Raw genomic sequence first — 15,773 nt, forward strand, 5'->3', positions numbered from 1 at the left:
GACATGGTGAGGTCCGCCACCGGCACGTGGCCGTTCTTCGGCTCGCTGCAGAATTACCGGCGGGGGTGGATCAGGCCCGATGTGATCGCGGGCCTCACCGTGTGGGCAGTCCTGGTCCCGGAGGCACTGGCGTACGCGACCATCGCGGGGGTACCGCCCGTCGTCGGACTGTATGCGGCGGTACCCGCGCTGATTCTCTATGCGGCGGCGGGCAGTTCACGGCATCTCGTGGTGGGGCCGATGTCCGCGACGGCCGCGCTGTCGGCGGCCATCGTCGCACCCCTCGCCGGCGCCGACGGTGGGAAGTATGCGGCGCTGTCGGCCGTCCTCGCGATCGCGACGGGAATCGTGGGCCTGCTCGCCGGTCTGCTCCGCCTCGGCTTCGTCGCGTCGTTCATCTCCGAACCGGTGCTGAAGGGGTTCATCGTCGGCCTCGCCCTCACCATCATCATCGGACAGGTGCCGGCGATCTTCGGGGTCGAGAAGGCGAAGGGCAACTTCTTCGAGCAGGCCTGGGGTGTGATCACGCATCTCGGGGACACCGACTGGGGCACGCTCGTCGTCGGCGGCCTCAGTCTGGCGGTGGTGCTGGGTCTCAAACGCTGGTTGCCGCTCGTCCCCGGATCGCTGCTCGCCGTCCTCCTCGGAATCGCCGCGGTCTCGCTGTTCGGTCTCGACGGCAAGGGCGTCGACATCGTCGGGCACATCGATTCCGGGCTGCCGTCGCTCGGGTTGCCCGGCGGCGTCGGATTCGACGATTTCGTCGACCTGATGGGGCCGGCCGTGGGCGTGTTGCTGATCGGGTTCGCGGAGGGACTGGGAGCCGCGAAGACATACGCGGCGAAGGAGGGTTACGAGGTCGTCGCCAACCGCGAGTTGCTCGGCCTCGGCGCCGCAAATCTGGGCGCCGGGCTCTGCTCGGGAATGGTGGTCAACGGCAGCCTCTCCAAGACCGCGGTGAACGGAGGGGCGGGTGCCAAATCGCAGGTCAGCGGACTAGTCGTCGCGGCGCTGACCGTCGTCACGTTGCTGTTCCTCACCGGTCTGTTCGAGAAACTGCCGGAGGCGACGCTGTCCGCGGTGGTGATCGCGGCCGTCATCGAACTCGTCGACATCTCCGCGCTGCGCCGGCTGTACGGCGTCTGGACCGAACGGCTCGGGAGCATCTACGGGCACGCCGCCCGCGCCGATTTCGCCGCCGCGCTCGCTGCCATGGCCGGTGTCCTGCTCTTCGACACCCTGCCCGGACTGGTCATCGGCATCGGCGTCTCCATGCTGCTGCTGCTGTACCGGGCCTCGCGCCCCCACGTCGCGACCCTCGCCAGGCAGGGAACGCTGTGGGTGGACGCCGAACGCCACCCCGACCTGCCGGCCACCCCGCACGTGCTCGTCGTCCGGGTCGAGGCGGGACTGTTCTTCGCCAACGCCGACCACGTCAAGGACCGCATCGAAGAGTTGTGCACCGAGGACACGAGAGTGGTGGTCCTCGACGCCGAGACATCACCGTTCGTCGACGTCAGCGCCGCACAGATGCTGCTGCAACTACGGGACGCGCTCGCCCGGCGGGACATCGAACTGCGGGTCGCACGCGACATCGGGCAGTTCCGGGACACGCTCCGCCACTCCGGCACCGACGCCACACCCGTCGCCCTGTATTCCACCGTCCGCGAGGCGCTCGCGGAATCCGATCGCCCCGGCGAGGGGGCGTGACGCAGCCGCAATGACCGTCTTCGCGCCGACGCTCGTCGGCTACGACAAGCGATGGCTCCGTCTGGACGTCGTCGCGGGCCTCGGCGCCGGAGCGGTCGTGATTCCGCAGGCCATGGCGTACGCCACCATCGCGAACATGCCCGTGCAGATCGGTCTGTACACCTGCATGGTGCCGATGGTCGTCTACGCGATGCTCGGCGGATCCCGCACCGCCAGTGTGAGTACCACCTCCACCATCGCGACCCTCACCGCCTCCACCCTGATCGGCGCGGGCATCGCCGCCGGCTCCGACGACGCCCAGGCGTCGCTGATGACGCTGACGCTGCTGGTGGGCGTGATCCTGCTGTCGGCGAGGTTACTGCGGCTCGGCGCGATCATCGAGAACATCAGCGAGGCAACACTGTCCGGGATCAAGGCCGGAGTCGGGCTGACGGTGGCCGCGAGCCAGCTGCCGAAACTGCTCGGCGTGCCGTCCGATCCGGACGCCACCGGATTCTTCCGCCTCGTGTGGTCGGCGCTCCGGCAGGTCGGTGACGCGAACTCCGCGACCGTGCTGCTGGCCGCCGGATCGATCGCGGCGCTGTACGCGATGGCGAAAATCGTTCCCCGCGTGCCGGGACCGCTGATCGTCGCGGTCGCGGGGATCCTCCTCGTCGCGCTTGCGGGCATCGACGGTCGTGGGGTCGCGCTGATCGCCGAAGTGCCCCGCGGCATTCCGATTCCCGGGATCCCGCCGCTGTCGGACGTCGCCGCGCTGCTGCCGGGCGCACTGGCGATCGCGATCATGGCTTTTCTCGAGACGGTGTCCGTCGGGCGAGGTGTGCGCCGGCCAACCGAACCTCCGATCGACAGCGATCGCGAACTCCTCGCCAACGGAGCGGCGTCGGTCACCGGTGCCTTCTTCCACACCCTGCCTCCGGCGGGCGGATTCTCCCAGACCGCGGTCGCGCTGAGGTCGGGCGCGCGGACACAGCTGGCCGGTCTCGTCACCGCCGCTCTCGCCGTGCTCGTGGCATTGTTGCTCGCGCCGGTGCTGAGCGATCTGCCGCAGGCCACCCTCGGCGCGATGGTGGTGGTCGCGACGTTGGGGTTGGTCGACCTCGGTTCCTTCGTGAGGTTCTGGCGGATCGATCGCACCGAATTCTGGGTGGCGCTGGCGACGGCGCTCATCGGGCTCGTCGCCGGACTGCTGCCCGCGGTCGGAGTCGGTGTGGTGTTCACACTGTATCTGGTTCTGCGCGAGCTGAATCGACCGCACATCGTCCAACTGCAGAAGGACGCCCACGGCCAGTGGCGGGCGGGGGAGGAGGACGCGCCGACCGTCCCTGCCGACCCTCTCGTGCTCCGGCTGAACGTCGGTCTCTACACCGCGAACGTGCGGGCGAACACGGTGGCGATCCGCACCCGCGTGGGAGTGGCCGAGGGCCACGACACGTCGACGGTGCCACACACGCTGATTCTCGATTGCTCACGCCTGCAGAAGGTGTCGCTGACCGTGATGCGCAGCTTCCTCGACCTGCACCGCGAGCTCACGGACGCCAGTGTCACCGTGCTCTTCGCGGAACTGCCCCGCGCCAATCGCGACACGGTGCTCCGCACGGATCCGGGCCGCGAGTTCGACAGCAAGGGCCGGTTTTATCCCACCGTCGACGACGCCGTAGGCGCTGTGCGCCCGTGAGTGGTTGACGAGTCCCTGCACTCGTCAACCACTCACGGGTGGCGGAGCCGCCTACTGGTGGCGCAAGGCCGCGGCGAGCGCGTCCTCGGGGTCGATCAGGTGGTTGTGGTCGTCGTCGCCCAGTTCGATGTCGGCCCAGTCGATCGTGCCGGTGAACCGTCCGCGGGCGGTCTTGTAACCCTCGAACACCGGCATGCCGGTGTCGACCCCGACGTCGAGCCCTTCGTCGAACGAGAAGTACAGCGGGTGGGTCCGTTCGACATGATCCTTGCCCGCCTCGTCGCCGTCGATGTACAGGGTGGCGTCGCCGCCCTTGCCGATGCCGCCGCCGTCGTAGGCGAACTCGACGCGCACCTGGTGCTCGCCCGGGGACAGCGTGGTCGACGACGTGACGGTGGTACGCCGGAGGCCGCAGTAGTTGTAGTGGTACGCCAGCTTGCCACCGACGGTGAGCAATCCCCATCCGCCGGTGCGACCTCCCTGGACGACGATCGCCCCCTCGGCCCCCGAATCCGGGACCTGGATCTGCGCCGTCACCGAGTAGCTGCGGTTCTTGATGTTGATCGCGACGTTCTCCCCGAGCCTGGTCATGCCGGGGAAGAGCCGGAGCTTGTCGCCCCGGACGAGAGTCGGACGCCCGGCGATCACGGGATTCATGCGTTCGGCGGCGCGGTCGTCGAGCGGGAGGACGTTGTGCCGCACAGCCTCGATCAGGAAGAGCTGCTGCAACTCGGCCAGCTTCTCGGGATTGTCGGCCGCGATGTCGTGGGCCTGCGTCCAGTCCGTGGTGGTGTCGTACAACTCCCACACGTCCAGTGAGAAGTCGGGGGCCTGGGCGACCACGTCCCAGGGAGTGCGGTGCTTGGTGACGGCGGTCCAGCCGTCGTGGTAGACGCCACGATTGCCCATCAGCTCGAAATACTGCGTGCGGTGCCGCTCGTCGGCGTTCTCGTCGTCGAACGTGTACGCGAACGACGTACCGTGCATCGGCACCTGGGTGACCCCGTTGACGGTGTGCGGCTGCGCAAGTCCCGCCAGTTCGAGAATGGTCGGGGCGACATCGATGACGTGATGCCACTGGTGCCGGATCTCGCCTCGGGCCTCGATTCCGCCGGGCCAGTGCATGATCGTGCCGTTGCGGGTGCCCCCGTAGTGCGAGGCGACCTGCTTCGTCCACTGATACGGCGTGCACATGGCGTGCGCCCAGCCGACGGCGTAGTGGTTGTAGGCCTCGGGGCCGCCGATCTTGTCGAGGTGCTCGTTCCAGAACTCGACGGTCTCGTATTCGCCGCCACCGTTGGACGCGGTGGTGATCATGTACGTGCCCTCGAGGCCGCCTTCCGCGGAGGCGCCGTTGTCGCCGATGATGTAGAGGATCAGCGTGTTGTCCAGTTCGCCGATCTCCTCGACGGCGTCGACGACGCGCCCGACGTGGAAGTCCGCGTACTCCAGGAAGGCCGCGTACACCTCCATCTGGTGCCGGAGAATCGGTTTCCGCTCCTCCGGGATGTCGTCCCACGCCATGATGCCGTCGGGGCGTGCGGTGAGATCGGAGTCGGGTCCGATGACGCCGAGTTGCAGTTGCTTCCGGAACGTTTCGTCGCGGACGGCGTCCCAGCCCCGGTCGAACTTGCCCTGGTACTTGGCGATCCATTCCTTCGGCACGTGGTGCGGGGTGTGCGTGGCACCCGGCGCGAAGTAGGTGAAGAACGGCTTGTCGGGGGTCAGCGCCTTCTGCTGCTTGATGTAGTCGATGGCCTTGTCGGCCAAGTCGGGCATGAGGTGGTAGTCGGGGTTGTCGGGCGGGAGGACGGTGGTCACCCCGTCGACGAGCGCAGGCTGCCACTGGTTGGTCTCGCCGCCGATGAATCCGTAGAAGCGTTCGAACCCGCTGAACGCCGGCCAGTGGTCGAATGGTCCCGTCGGCCCCGACTCCCACACCGGGACCTCGTGGCATTTCCCGAACTGTGCTGTGTTGTAACCACTCTGGCGGAGAATCTCGGCCAGCGGTGTGCACGAGTTCGGCCGCGTCGACCGGTATCCGGGGGCCGGCGTGGCGGTCTCGGTGATGTGCCCCATCCCGACCGCGTGATGGTTCCGGCCGGTCAGCATCGCCGCCCGGGTCGGCGAGCACAGCGAGGTGGTGTGGAAGCGGGTGTATTTCAGTCCGCCGCCCGCGAGTCGTTCGGCGGTGGGGGTGTTCACGGGACCGCCGAAGGCGCTCGAGGCCCCGAACCCGACGTCGTCGAGAAGGATCAGCAGCACGTTCGGGGCACCGGCCGGGGGACGTTTCGCGGTGATCGCCGGGAGTTTCTCGGTGGCGTGTCTGGCGTCGAAGTAGATCGGCCCCTGGTACTGCTGATCGGGGACGGGGAGGATCGACCCGGGAAGCTCCTCAGGCATGTCGTACGTCCTTTCGCTGGACAAAACAGTCCCCGCTGACGCTAGGACGGTGAGAAGAATTTCGGCTCACACGCTTCGGGTGAAGCCCCGGCCGGTCTCGGCGTGGTCGCATGGACCGAGACCGCGGGACAGGAGAGAGTCGTGGGCATACAACTGCAGGAACTCGCCGCCAAGGCGTGGGTGTACGGTTTTCCGCTGGTCTTCGACCTCGACCAGGTGAACCGCTTCGTGGCGGAGGGGATGGGGAGCCTGGAGGCTGCACCGTTCAACTGTTTCAGTCACGCCCGTTCCCTGGCCGGGCCGCGCGACACCTTCGTCTCGGTCAACAACGACACGATCTATTCGATCGCCCAGATCGACCTCGGTCACGGACCGCAGTTGCTGAGTGTGCCCGACGCCGAGGGGGCGTACTACGTCCTGCAATTCGTCGACGCATGGACCGACAATTTCGCGTATGTCGGCAAACGCGCGACGGGAACGGCCGCCGGTCGTTTTCTGCTGACCGGCCCGGGGTGGTCCGGTGAGGTCCCCGACGGGGCGACGCAGATCGCATTCCCGACCGCGGTCGGCACCATCGTCGGCCGTTGGGCGTGCGACGGCGAGGACGACCTGGAACGGGTGAAAGGCTTGCAATCGGCTCTGACGCTGGAGCCTTTCGGCGACCAGGAACCGGCGGAGGGGCTGCCTGTACCCGACCCGAACGTCCCCGAGGAGCTGCGGTTCTGGGAGAAGCTGCGGGTGTACTCGCAGGCGTACCCGCCCGCCGCGCAGGACCTCGTCGCGCAACAGGCGTTCGCCCCACTGGGATTGCTCGAGACGGGGCCGTCACCGTACCTCGAGGCGCCGCCGGACCTTGCGTCCGTGCTCACGGCCGGGGCCGAGTCGGGGCGTCAATCGCTCACCGCCGCACTGAAATCGGGTGCCGGCGCCGCTGTCGTCAACGGCTGGCAGCTGATGTACCATGCCTTCGACTACAACGACGACTTCTTCGAGGTCGGCACCGTGAACTCACCCGAGTGGCGGATCGACGACCGTTCGAAGGCGCTGGGCCTGCGGGCCGCCGCCGCGATGGCGGGGCTGTGGGGGAACCACGGCTACGAGGCGGCGTACGCGCCGATCTACCACGACAGCGACGGCAACGAACTCTCCGGCGAACACACCTATACCCTCACGTTCGCGCCGACCCCGCCGGTGGACGCGTTCTGGTCGATCACCATGTACGACCTCCCCGAGTTCTTCCTCGCCGGCAATCCCCTCGATCGCTACTCGATCGGTGACCGCACCCCGGGACTGGTGTTCGACGGCGACGGTTCCCTGACCATCACGCTCGGCGCCACCGCCCCGGCCGATCCGGTCGCGCGCGCCAACTGGCTGCCGACGCCGCAAGCCGGATTCCGGCCGATGCTCCGGATGTACAGCCCGAAACCGGAGGTGTTCGACGGGACGTTCGCGCTACCGCCGATCGTCAAGGTCGGCTGACCGGGGTGAACCGATGGGCGATCTGATCTGACTTCTCGTCCCGGAGATGATCGGACTGGGTCGGGTTGATCGCCGGTGTGCTGTTCCTCGTCGTGTCCTTGATCATGCTTACGAGGAAACCGGCACCGGCGGGTGTGATGCCGAAACGGCTGACGACACCCGAGACAGCTACACCGCGGATCGCGTTCGCGGCAGCGTTGGCCCCCGGCGTGATCAATCCCAGCATCTTCATCGTGCTGTCCGGGATGGCCATAATCTCGAGCTCGAACGACCACGCCTGGGTGGCGCGGCACAACCGGGCGCTCGGGGTCGCGGTGTTCTTCGGTTTCGGCACACTCTTCGCGCTACGGGGACTGCTCGCGCTCGTGTGAATCAGCGGTAGTGTTCGGGCCGATTCGAGGGGGGATCGGGTGAAGAAGGTAGCCGCGGCGCTGCTGTGCGCCGTCATCACGTCCGGGTGTGCGCACAGCGTGTCTGGGACCGCGGGTGCGTCCCCGCTGCAGGAACTGAGTCCGGAGCAGCAACGGCACGTCCACGTCGAGGCCGCGCTGCGCGCCGCCGATCCGTGCGGCCTGCTCGACGAGTCGGTGGTGCGCGCCGCCGGGACGGTTCAGCAGTACGGGTCGGCCGTCCAGTTGCCGGTGTGCTCGGCGCTGGTGGCCCGGCCCGACGGCGCCACCACCTACGTGGAGCTGTCCGTGCTGCCGTCGCTGCTGTCCGACACGGCGCTGACCGGGCCCGAGACGGTCGACGGGGTGACCGTCTACCGCGGCCCGGGTGCCGACCTCGCCCGCGGGACGTGCGAACGCGTCTTCCGGCTGAACCTCGGAACACTCCAGGACCACGTGGACCCGCGACTCGCGACCGTTCGCGCCGGAACCGTCGCCGGCGAGGACGCCTGCCCGCTGGCCGACGCGGTGCTGAACTCCGCGATCGACAGCATGCGGTCGGGACTGCCCGCCCGCGACGCCGCGGCCTCGACTCAGGTGGCGATCGCGCTCCACGACCCGTGCGAAGTCCTCGACGTACTGGGGACCACCGCCGGCGGACGCGTCGTCGACCCGCAGTCGCCGCCCACCCCGTTCGACTGCGTCCTGTTTCCGAACCCGAGCCGGGTGCCGGGGAGTGAGGTGACCGTGTCGTTCACGATGTCGCCCGTCAAGGAAAACAGACCACCCGTTCCCGCCGAGCCGGAGACGGTCGGCGACCGATGCCGGTGGACGAGCCCGATGGGCGAACCGATCGACATCACACGGCCTCGGGCGGGCGTCGACGAGTTCACCCGCAGGCTCGGTCACGCGGGCGCAGTCGTCACTGTTCACGGCCCGAACTGCGCCGCAGTGGCGAGGGTCGCGGACGCCGCGAACACGGCGTTCGGATAGGCCGCCGAACGGACTCACCCGGGATCAGATTGGACTCCGCCGGTAAGCTCGACAGCTGGACCAGTACAGATTCATCGACCTGGAGGTAGAAACGCGTGGCTCTCGTCGTCCAGAAGTACGGCGGATCCTCGGTGGCAACCGCCGAGAGAATCCGACGAGTGGCTGAACGGATCGTCGAGACCAAGAAGGCCGGCAACGATGTCGTCGTCGTGGTTTCAGCGATGGGGGACACCACCGATGAGCTGCTAGATCTGGCTCAGCAGGTGTGCCCAGCCCCACCCGCCCGCGAAATGGACATGCTGCTGACCTCCGGTGAGCGCATTTCCAATTCTCTCGTCGCAATGGCAATTCATTCGCTCGGTGCGGAGGCCCGTTCGTTCACGGGCTCGCAGGCGGGCGTCATCACCACCGGTGCTCACGGCAACGCCAAGATCATCGACGTCACACCGGGCCGCGTCCGGGATGCGCTCGACGAGGGCTCGATCGTCCTCGTCGCCGGGTTCCAGGGCGTCAGCCAGGACAGCAAGGACGTGACGACCCTCGGGCGCGGCGGTTCGGACACCACCGCGGTGGCCCTTGCAGCGGCCCTCGAGGCCGACGTCTGCGAGATCTACACCGACGTCGACGGCATCTTCACTGCCGACCCGCGCATCGTTCCCGACGCGCAGCGGCTCGAGACGGTGTCGTTCGAGGAGATGCTCGAACTCGCGGCGTGCGGCGCGAAGGTGCTCATGCTCCGCTGCGTCGAGTACGCCCGCCGATACAACGTGCCTGTGCACGTCCGTTCGTCATACACGACCAAGCCGGGCACCATCGTGTCCGGATCGATGGAGGACATCCCCGTGGAAGAGGCAATCATCACCGGAGTCGCGCACGATCGCGGCGAGTCCAAGATCACCGTCGTCGGCCTGCCCGACACCCCGGGTTACGCCGCGCAGGTCTTCCGCGCGGTCGCCGAGGCGGAGATCAACATCGACATGGTGCTGCAGAACATCTCGAAGGTCGAGACCGGCAAGACGGACATCACGTTCACCCTGCCGACGGCCGACGGCCCGCGGGCGGTCGAGAAGCTGACCAAGCTGCAGGGCGACATCGGCTTCACACAGGTGCTGTTCGACGACCACATCGGCAAGGTGTCGCTCGTCGGCGCAGGCATGAAGAGCCACCCGGGCGTCACCGCGACGTTCTGTGAGGCGCTCGCGAAGGCCGGCGTCAACATCGACCTCATCTCCACGTCGGAGATCCGCATCTCGGTGCTCGTCAAGGACGTGGAGCTGGACAAGGCCGTGAAGGCGATCCACGATGCATTCGAGCTCGGCGGCGACGAAGAAGCTGTCGTGCACGCAGGAACGGGACGGTAATCATGACCACCATCGCTGTCGTCGGTGCGACCGGACAGGTCGGCATCGTCATGCGCACCCTCCTCGAGGAACGCAATTTCCCCGCGGACAAGGTGCGGTTCTTCGCCTCCGCGCGGTCGGCGGGCAAGAAGCTGCCGTTCCGCGGCGAGGAGATCGTCGTCGAGGACGCGTCCGCGACGTCCGACGAAGACCTGAAGGGCATCGACATCGCCTTGTTCTCGGCCGGTGCGACGCTGTCCCGTGAGCAGGCCCCGCGGTTCGCGGCGGCCGGCGCCACCGTGGTCGACAACTCTTCGGCGTTCCGCAAGGACCCCGACGTTCCGCTGGTCGTCAGCGAGGTCAACCCGGAGCAGGCGAAGAACCCACCGAAGGGCATCATCGCCAACCCCAACTGCACCACGATGGCCGCGATGCCGGTGCTGAAGGTCCTGCACGACGAGGCCGGTCTGCAGCGCCTCATCGTGTCGAGCTACCAGGCCGTGTCCGGCAGCGGCATCGCCGGTGTCGAGGAGCTGGTGGGCCAGGCCCGCGCCGTCATCGGCGACGCGGAGAAGCTGGTGCACGACGGCGGCGCCGTCGACTTCCCGGCCCCGAACAAGTACGTCGCACCGATCGCGTTCAACGTCCTGCCGCTGGCCGGCTCGATCGTCGACGACGGCAGCGGTGAGACGGACGAGGACCAGAAGCTCCGCAACGAGAGCCGCAAGATCCTCGGCCTGCCCGACCTTCTGGTGTCGGGCACGTGCGTGCGCGTCCCCGTCATCACCGGGCACTCGCTGTCGATCAACGCCGAGTTCGAGCGACCGCTGTCGGTGGAACGCGCGCAGGAAATCCTGGCGAAGGCTCCCGGGGTGCAGCTGGTGGACGTCCCCACCCCGCTCCAGGCCGCGGGCAGCGACCCGTCGCTGGTCGGCCGCATCCGGCAGGATCCGGGTGTGCCGGAGGGCCGCGGCCTCGCGCTGTTCGTGTCCGGCGACAACCTGCGTAAGGGCGCCGCCCTCAACACCATTCAGATCGCCGAACTGCTGGTCTGACCTCCTCCCCACGTGAGTGGCAAAGTGTGCTCGCGCACGCTTTGCCACTCACGTGTCGGTTGCGGGTGGATACTGGGCCGATGAGAGTGGTCGGGGTCGCGGTGACGGCGGTCCTGCTGCTGCTCGCGGGCGCGAGCGAAGTCTCCGCGCAGCCGCCCGGAATCCTGCTGTCGCAGGACGATCTGCCCGTCGCCACGGTTCCCGCCCAGGCGGGCGACAGCGTCCGGGTGCGGTACTCCACCCTGCGCACCGCGACCGCGACCGGTGAGTCCACGGGATCGATCTTCCTTCCCCGCGGCGACCCGCCCGCCGGCGGCTGGCCGGTGGTGTCCTACGCCCACGGCACGGTCGGGGTCGCCGACCAGTGCGCACCGTCCGTCGCCGGGTTCAACTACGTCGAACTGCCCGCGATCGAGCAGTGGCTTGCGGCCGGGTATGCCGTCGCCGCAACGGATTACGCGGGCATCGGCACAGCTGGCGTCAACGCGTACCTGGACGGTCCCGCGGCCGCCGCGAACGCCGTCGACGTCGTCCTGGCCGCGCACGAGGTGTACGGCGACGTGCTCGCCGACCGGTGGATCGTCGCCGGACTGTCGCAGGGCGGGCAGGCGACCTACTTCGCCGCCCGCGAGGCCACCGCGCGGGCACCCGCGCTCGACTTTCGCGGCGCCGTGGCCGTGGCCGCGCCGACGCACCTCGAGCGGCTCTTCCCGGCCGCGGGTCCGGCCATACCGGCTCTGCCGACCAGCGGAATCGTGAACTATGCGTTGCTGACTCTCGCCGGTATCGACGACCAGCGTCCCGAGGTCGGCATTCGGCGGTACCTGTCGCCGAAGGGGATCGAATTGATGGAACTGGCGAAGGTGACGTGCAGCCGGGAAATCGGCCGGTACCTGCTCGCCCATCCCACTTCGGTCGGGGACCTGTTCGTCGCGCCTCTGTGGAACGACCAGTTCCGGGAGCTGTTCCGGGAGATGCAGCAGGTGCCCGTCGACGGATTCGACCGTCCCCTGCGGGTGGTGCACAGTCTGTCCGACGCGTCGGTGCCGATTCCGCTGACGTGGGCCCAGCTCGCCGAGATGCGGCAGCACGGGGTGAACGTCGAATTCCAGCAACTCGTCGGCGAGGACCATCGCGGGTCGCTGATGGCCTCGATGCCGGAGTCCCTCGCCTTCGCGGCGCGCGTGCTGTCCCCCAGGTGAGCGGCAAAGCGTCCCCGGGCACGCTTTGCCGCTCACGTGCGGTTCACCCGGCACGTGCGAGGCGGACACGGGCACCCGACCCTACGGTTCGAACATGGGCTCAGTCATCGGAGAACTGTTACCGCTCGCCGTGGGTGTCGCGATCTCGCCGATACCGATCATCGCCGTCATCCTGATGTTGCTGTCGAAGCGTGCGGGCGGGGCGAGCGCGGGCTTCGGTGTCGGCTGGATCCTGGGCATCGTCGTCGCGACCGGCATCTTCGTGCTCCTCGCCGGCAGCGTCGACACCTCCGGCTCCGACGGTCCGTCCGCGACGGTCTCGTGGGTGAAAGTCGTTCTCGGTGTGCTGCTGCTCGTGCTTGCGGGGCGGCAGTGGCGCAGCCGCAATGCCGACGCGGAACCCCCGAAGTGGATGCAGGCGATCGACGACCTCAACTTCGTGAAGTCCACGGGACTCGGATTCGCGCTGGCGGCGATCAACCCCAAGAACCTGCTGCTCTGCGTGTCCGCGGGCGTCGGGATCGGCACCGCCGGGGTGAGCGCCGGCGAGCAGGTGGTGGCCCTGGTCGTGTATGTCGTGCTGGCCGGATCGACCGTCCTCGTTCCGGTGGTCGCGTACGCCGTCGCCGCCGACAGAATGCGCGGGACCCTCGACAGCCTCAAGGTCTGGCTGCAGGCCAACAACGCCGCGGTGATGAGCGTGCTGCTACTCGTGATGGGCGCCGTCGTTCTCGGGAAGGGTTTCGGCGGCGTTTTCTGACGCGACCGCGTCCGGTCCGCGGAGGTAGCGTCCGACATAGCCTTCGTCGAGCGCGACGGCCTTGACGATCACCGCGGATCCCACGATCACGACGGACAGGACGAACAGCCAGCTGATCGCGGTGAACACCAGGCCGAGCGACCCGAACTGGTGTTGTGCGGCAGCGGTGATCCGGGGCAGAACGAGCCGTCCACCGGTGTGCAGGATGGTCAGGGCGGCGGCGGTCAGCGCCCCGGTAGCCCAGAGCACGCGGCCCCTGAGGGTGCCCATCGTCAACAGGTACGGGCTGAGTGTCCACACGGCCATCCACACCGCGAACTCCCCTGCGAGTGCGAGGGGCGGTCCGATGAACCGGACGTTCGTGAGCTCGCCGGTCAAGCCGATCGCGGTGCCGGACATCGCAACGGCGAACAGGACCACCAGCCACCGCCAGGCGTCCCGGATGTTGATCGACGGGATGTTCCAGATCTTTCCGTAGATGCGGGCGAGGGCCCGGGCGAACGACGTGCCGCTGATCGCGATCATCAGCAGACCCACCACACCGAACGCCGCGAAGGAGGGGTCGGTGGTGTCGACGGTGCCGGACGTGGACGACAACTCCGTGGGGTCGAACCCGAACTGGGTCTTGATGGTGCTGGCGGTCACGTTCCAACTGCTCAGCGTCGAGGCAGCGATCATGACGGGCAGGACGGACGTGAAGATCCTCGCGGCGAGCGTCATCGACCGGTCGACGAGCTCGATGTCGATCAGCCCGTCGATGACGCGCCGGACCGTGCGGCCGGGAGGTGTGCCCTGCAACCAGCCGTTGGCCGTTTCGGTCCGCGCGATCAGCGCTTCCCGGGCCAGCGCCACAGACAATTTGGTGGACCGCACACCACCGACTCAACCCCAGCCGGCGCGGCGCGTCTTCATCCCCGTGAGGTGAGAAAGACCGTCACGGGCGGACGATGCACCGGAACCCGATGTGACAGGTCGACGTCTCCTCGGTGTCACCCTGCCGGGCCGCGGGCCGGTAGCGGAGGCAGTAGTTGGGCGCGCAGAGATGCGAGCCGCCCTTGATCACGCGGCGCGCATAGGGTTCGTGCGGGTCCGGGGCGGCCGCGGTGTCGATGCGGGGGTTCGCCGGAATGCAGCACGAACTCGCCGGCGCCACGTTCTTGCCGCCCGCGGAGTGGTCGGCGGTGAAGTAGTCAGTGGTCCATTCCCACACGTTGCCGGCCATGTCGCCGAGTCCGTAACCGTTGGACCGGAAATGGCCGACGGGCGACGTCCCGGCGAAGCCGTCCTCGAGCAGGTTCTCCCACGGGAACTGCCCCTGCCACACGTTTCCGCCGGGCCTGCCACCCGGTTCGTGTTCGTCGCCCCACACGAACGGCTTCCGGTCCAGGCCGCCGCGGGCCGCGAACTCCCATTCGGCCTCGGTCGGCAGGTCCTTGCCCGCCCACTCCGCGTAGGCGCGGGCGTCGAACCACGACACGTGCGTGACGGGATGACGTTCGCGTCCGCCGACGTTGCTGCCCGGACCCTCCGGGTGCCGCCAGTCCGCGCCCGGCGTGAACGACCACCAGCGGGTGAAGTCGTCGAGCGGCACGGGGCCGGGGGTCGGGGTGAACACCAGCGAACCGGGCACGAGCAGAGCCGGATCCGCACCCGGGTACTGGGCGGGGTCGGGGGCGATCTCGGCGGTCGTGACGTGCCCGGTGTCCTTCACGAACCGCCGGAACTCGGCGACGGTGACCTGGTGTGAGTCCATCCAGAACCCGTCGACCGTCACCTGGTGGACGGGGCGTTCCTCGGGGTAGAAGTCCTCCGAACCCATCCAGAAGGTGCCCCCGGGAATCCATGCCATGTTCTTCGGAACTGCACGCGTCATGGGGTCAGACTGGCACGACGGCGACCGCGGTGCGACGGTGCGCCCCCGTAAACCGGGTGCGGACGGCGACGGTAGGGGTACCTCGGCTACTCGCATCGTGCAGGGGGCTCCACCGTATGGATGGACGAATTCCGCGTAGGTCGTTCGTGCGTGGTCTGGCGTTGACGGCCGGGCTGGGCGCCGTCGGAGCGGGATCGGCGAGCGCCTACCCGTTCGGGATCGATCCGCTGCGGCCGGTCGTCTTCTCCTCACCGCCGCTGCAGCCGTTCCGGGAACAATTGCCGCCGCTGCCGGTGCTGGGCGGGACCGCCGTCGAGGTGCACGCGAGCAGCACGATGCACGTGTTCCATCCCGACCTCCCCGCCTCGCCGGCCCTCGGCTCCGGCGGCATGGACTACCTGGGTCCGACCATCGAAGCGCACGTCGGACAGCGGACGACGCTCACCTATCGCAACGACATCACGAGCAACCCCCTGGCCGCCGACGTCGACACGCGGATCCACGGCGTGAGCGAGCAGGACCGCACCCAGGTCCCGACGTCGCTGCACCTGCACGGCGGCCGGACGCCACCCGAGTTCGACGGACACCCCGAGGACATCATGCGGCCGGGGCAGGGGATGGTGCACGAGTTCCCCAACCGGCAGGACGCCTGCGCGCTCTGGTACCACGACCACGCCATGGGCGTCACCCGGCTCAACATCGACGCCGGGCTGGCCGGGATGTACCTGCTGCGCGACGAGTGCGACACCGGTCAGGCCGGCAACCCGCTCGGGCTGCCCTCGGGCGAGTTCGAGCTGCCGCTGGTATTGCGTGCGCATCCCCTGCAGGGCACGTGTGGCACTGCCACACGTGCCGTAGGCCCGTGAGTGCTTATTAACCCCCCGACGTTGA

12 protein-coding genes and 1 pseudogene are annotated in these 15,773 nt (G+C 68.3%); 10 read left to right on the forward strand and 3 right to left on the reverse strand.

Annotated elements, in window-relative coordinates:
- Positions 1-3 precede the first annotated feature (3 nt).
- Both ROP_RS20790 and ROP_RS20795 read left to right on the forward strand, forming a co-directional pair.
- Positions 4-1,710, forward strand: coding sequence for a SulP family inorganic anion transporter (locus ROP_RS20790; protein ID WP_012691379.1), 1,707 nt, complete (start codon positions 4-6; stop codon positions 1,708-1,710).
- Positions 1,711-1,720: 10 nt separating this feature from the next.
- Positions 1,721-3,388 carry a SulP family inorganic anion transporter gene (locus tag ROP_RS20795; RefSeq protein ID WP_012691380.1) on the forward strand — a complete coding sequence of 556 codons (1,668 nt, stop codon included), beginning with the start codon at positions 1,721-1,723 and terminating at the stop codon, positions 3,386-3,388.
- Positions 3,389-3,439: 51 nt separating this feature from the next.
- Here ROP_RS20795 and ROP_RS20800 read toward each other — a convergent pair whose 3' ends face one another.
- Positions 3,440-5,791 carry an arylsulfatase gene (locus ROP_RS20800; protein ID WP_012691381.1) on the reverse strand — a complete coding sequence of 784 codons (2,352 nt, stop codon included), beginning with the start codon at positions 5,789-5,791 and terminating at the stop codon, positions 3,440-3,442.
- A 141-nt stretch (positions 5,792-5,932) separates the two neighbouring features.
- Here ROP_RS20800 and ROP_RS20805 point away from each other — a divergent pair, with 141 nt between their 5' ends.
- From ROP_RS20805 to ROP_RS20835, 7 genes are all read left to right on the forward strand, one after another.
- A complete protein-coding gene (locus ROP_RS20805) occupies positions 5,933-7,270 on the forward strand; it encodes a DUF1254 domain-containing protein (RefSeq protein ID WP_043825073.1) in 1,338 nt (445 codons plus the stop codon).
- 104 nt (positions 7,271-7,374) lie between these two features.
- On the forward strand, positions 7,375-7,641 hold the full coding sequence (locus ROP_RS42705; protein WP_148222501.1) for a hypothetical protein: 267 nt from the start codon (positions 7,375-7,377) through the stop codon (positions 7,639-7,641).
- Between the two features lie 39 nt (positions 7,642-7,680).
- A complete protein-coding gene (locus ROP_RS20815) occupies positions 7,681-8,652 on the forward strand; it encodes a hypothetical protein (RefSeq protein ID WP_012691384.1) in 972 nt (323 codons plus the stop codon).
- A gap of 95 nt (positions 8,653-8,747) precedes the next feature.
- The gene (locus ROP_RS20820) at positions 8,748-10,013 is read left to right on the forward strand and encodes an aspartate kinase (RefSeq protein ID WP_012691385.1); all 1,266 of its coding nucleotides are present in this window, start codon (positions 8,748-8,750) and stop codon (positions 10,011-10,013) included.
- 2 nt (positions 10,014-10,015) lie between these two features.
- The gene (locus ROP_RS20825) at positions 10,016-11,047 is read left to right on the forward strand and encodes an aspartate-semialdehyde dehydrogenase (protein WP_012691386.1); all 1,032 of its coding nucleotides are present in this window, start codon (positions 10,016-10,018) and stop codon (positions 11,045-11,047) included.
- An 80-nt stretch (positions 11,048-11,127) separates the two neighbouring features.
- Complete coding sequence (locus ROP_RS20830) at positions 11,128-12,249, forward strand: alpha/beta hydrolase family protein (RefSeq protein ID WP_012691387.1); 1,122 nt, start codon at positions 11,128-11,130, stop codon at positions 12,247-12,249.
- A gap of 94 nt (positions 12,250-12,343) precedes the next feature.
- Positions 12,344-13,009, forward strand: coding sequence for a GAP family protein (locus ROP_RS20835; RefSeq protein ID WP_012691388.1), 666 nt, complete (start codon positions 12,344-12,346; stop codon positions 13,007-13,009).
- Here the strand turns inward: ROP_RS20835 and ROP_RS20840 are convergent.
- Together ROP_RS20840 and ROP_RS20845 are read right to left on the reverse strand one after the other, a co-directional pair.
- Positions 12,956-13,861 carry a hypothetical protein gene (locus tag ROP_RS20840; RefSeq protein ID WP_012691389.1) on the reverse strand — a complete coding sequence of 302 codons (906 nt, stop codon included), beginning with the start codon at positions 13,859-13,861 and terminating at the stop codon, positions 12,956-12,958. The genes ROP_RS20835 and ROP_RS20840 overlap by 54 nt on opposite strands.
- Positions 13,862-13,943: 82 nt before the next feature.
- Positions 13,944-14,882, reverse strand: a complete 939-nt coding sequence (locus tag ROP_RS20845) for a formylglycine-generating enzyme family protein (RefSeq protein ID WP_012691390.1) — start codon at positions 14,880-14,882, stop codon at positions 13,944-13,946.
- Between the two features lie 116 nt (positions 14,883-14,998).
- On the opposite strand from ROP_RS20845, the pseudogene ROP_RS20850 reads away from it, so the two are divergent.
- Positions 14,999-15,694 (forward strand): annotated as a pseudogene (locus ROP_RS20850) (multicopper oxidase domain-containing protein); the annotation flags it as partial.
- Positions 15,695-15,773: the final 79 nt, after the last annotated feature.

Source organism: Rhodococcus opacus B4, assembly GCF_000010805.1.
Classification (GTDB): Bacteria; Actinomycetota; Actinomycetes; order Mycobacteriales; family Mycobacteriaceae; genus Rhodococcus_F; species Rhodococcus_F opacus_C.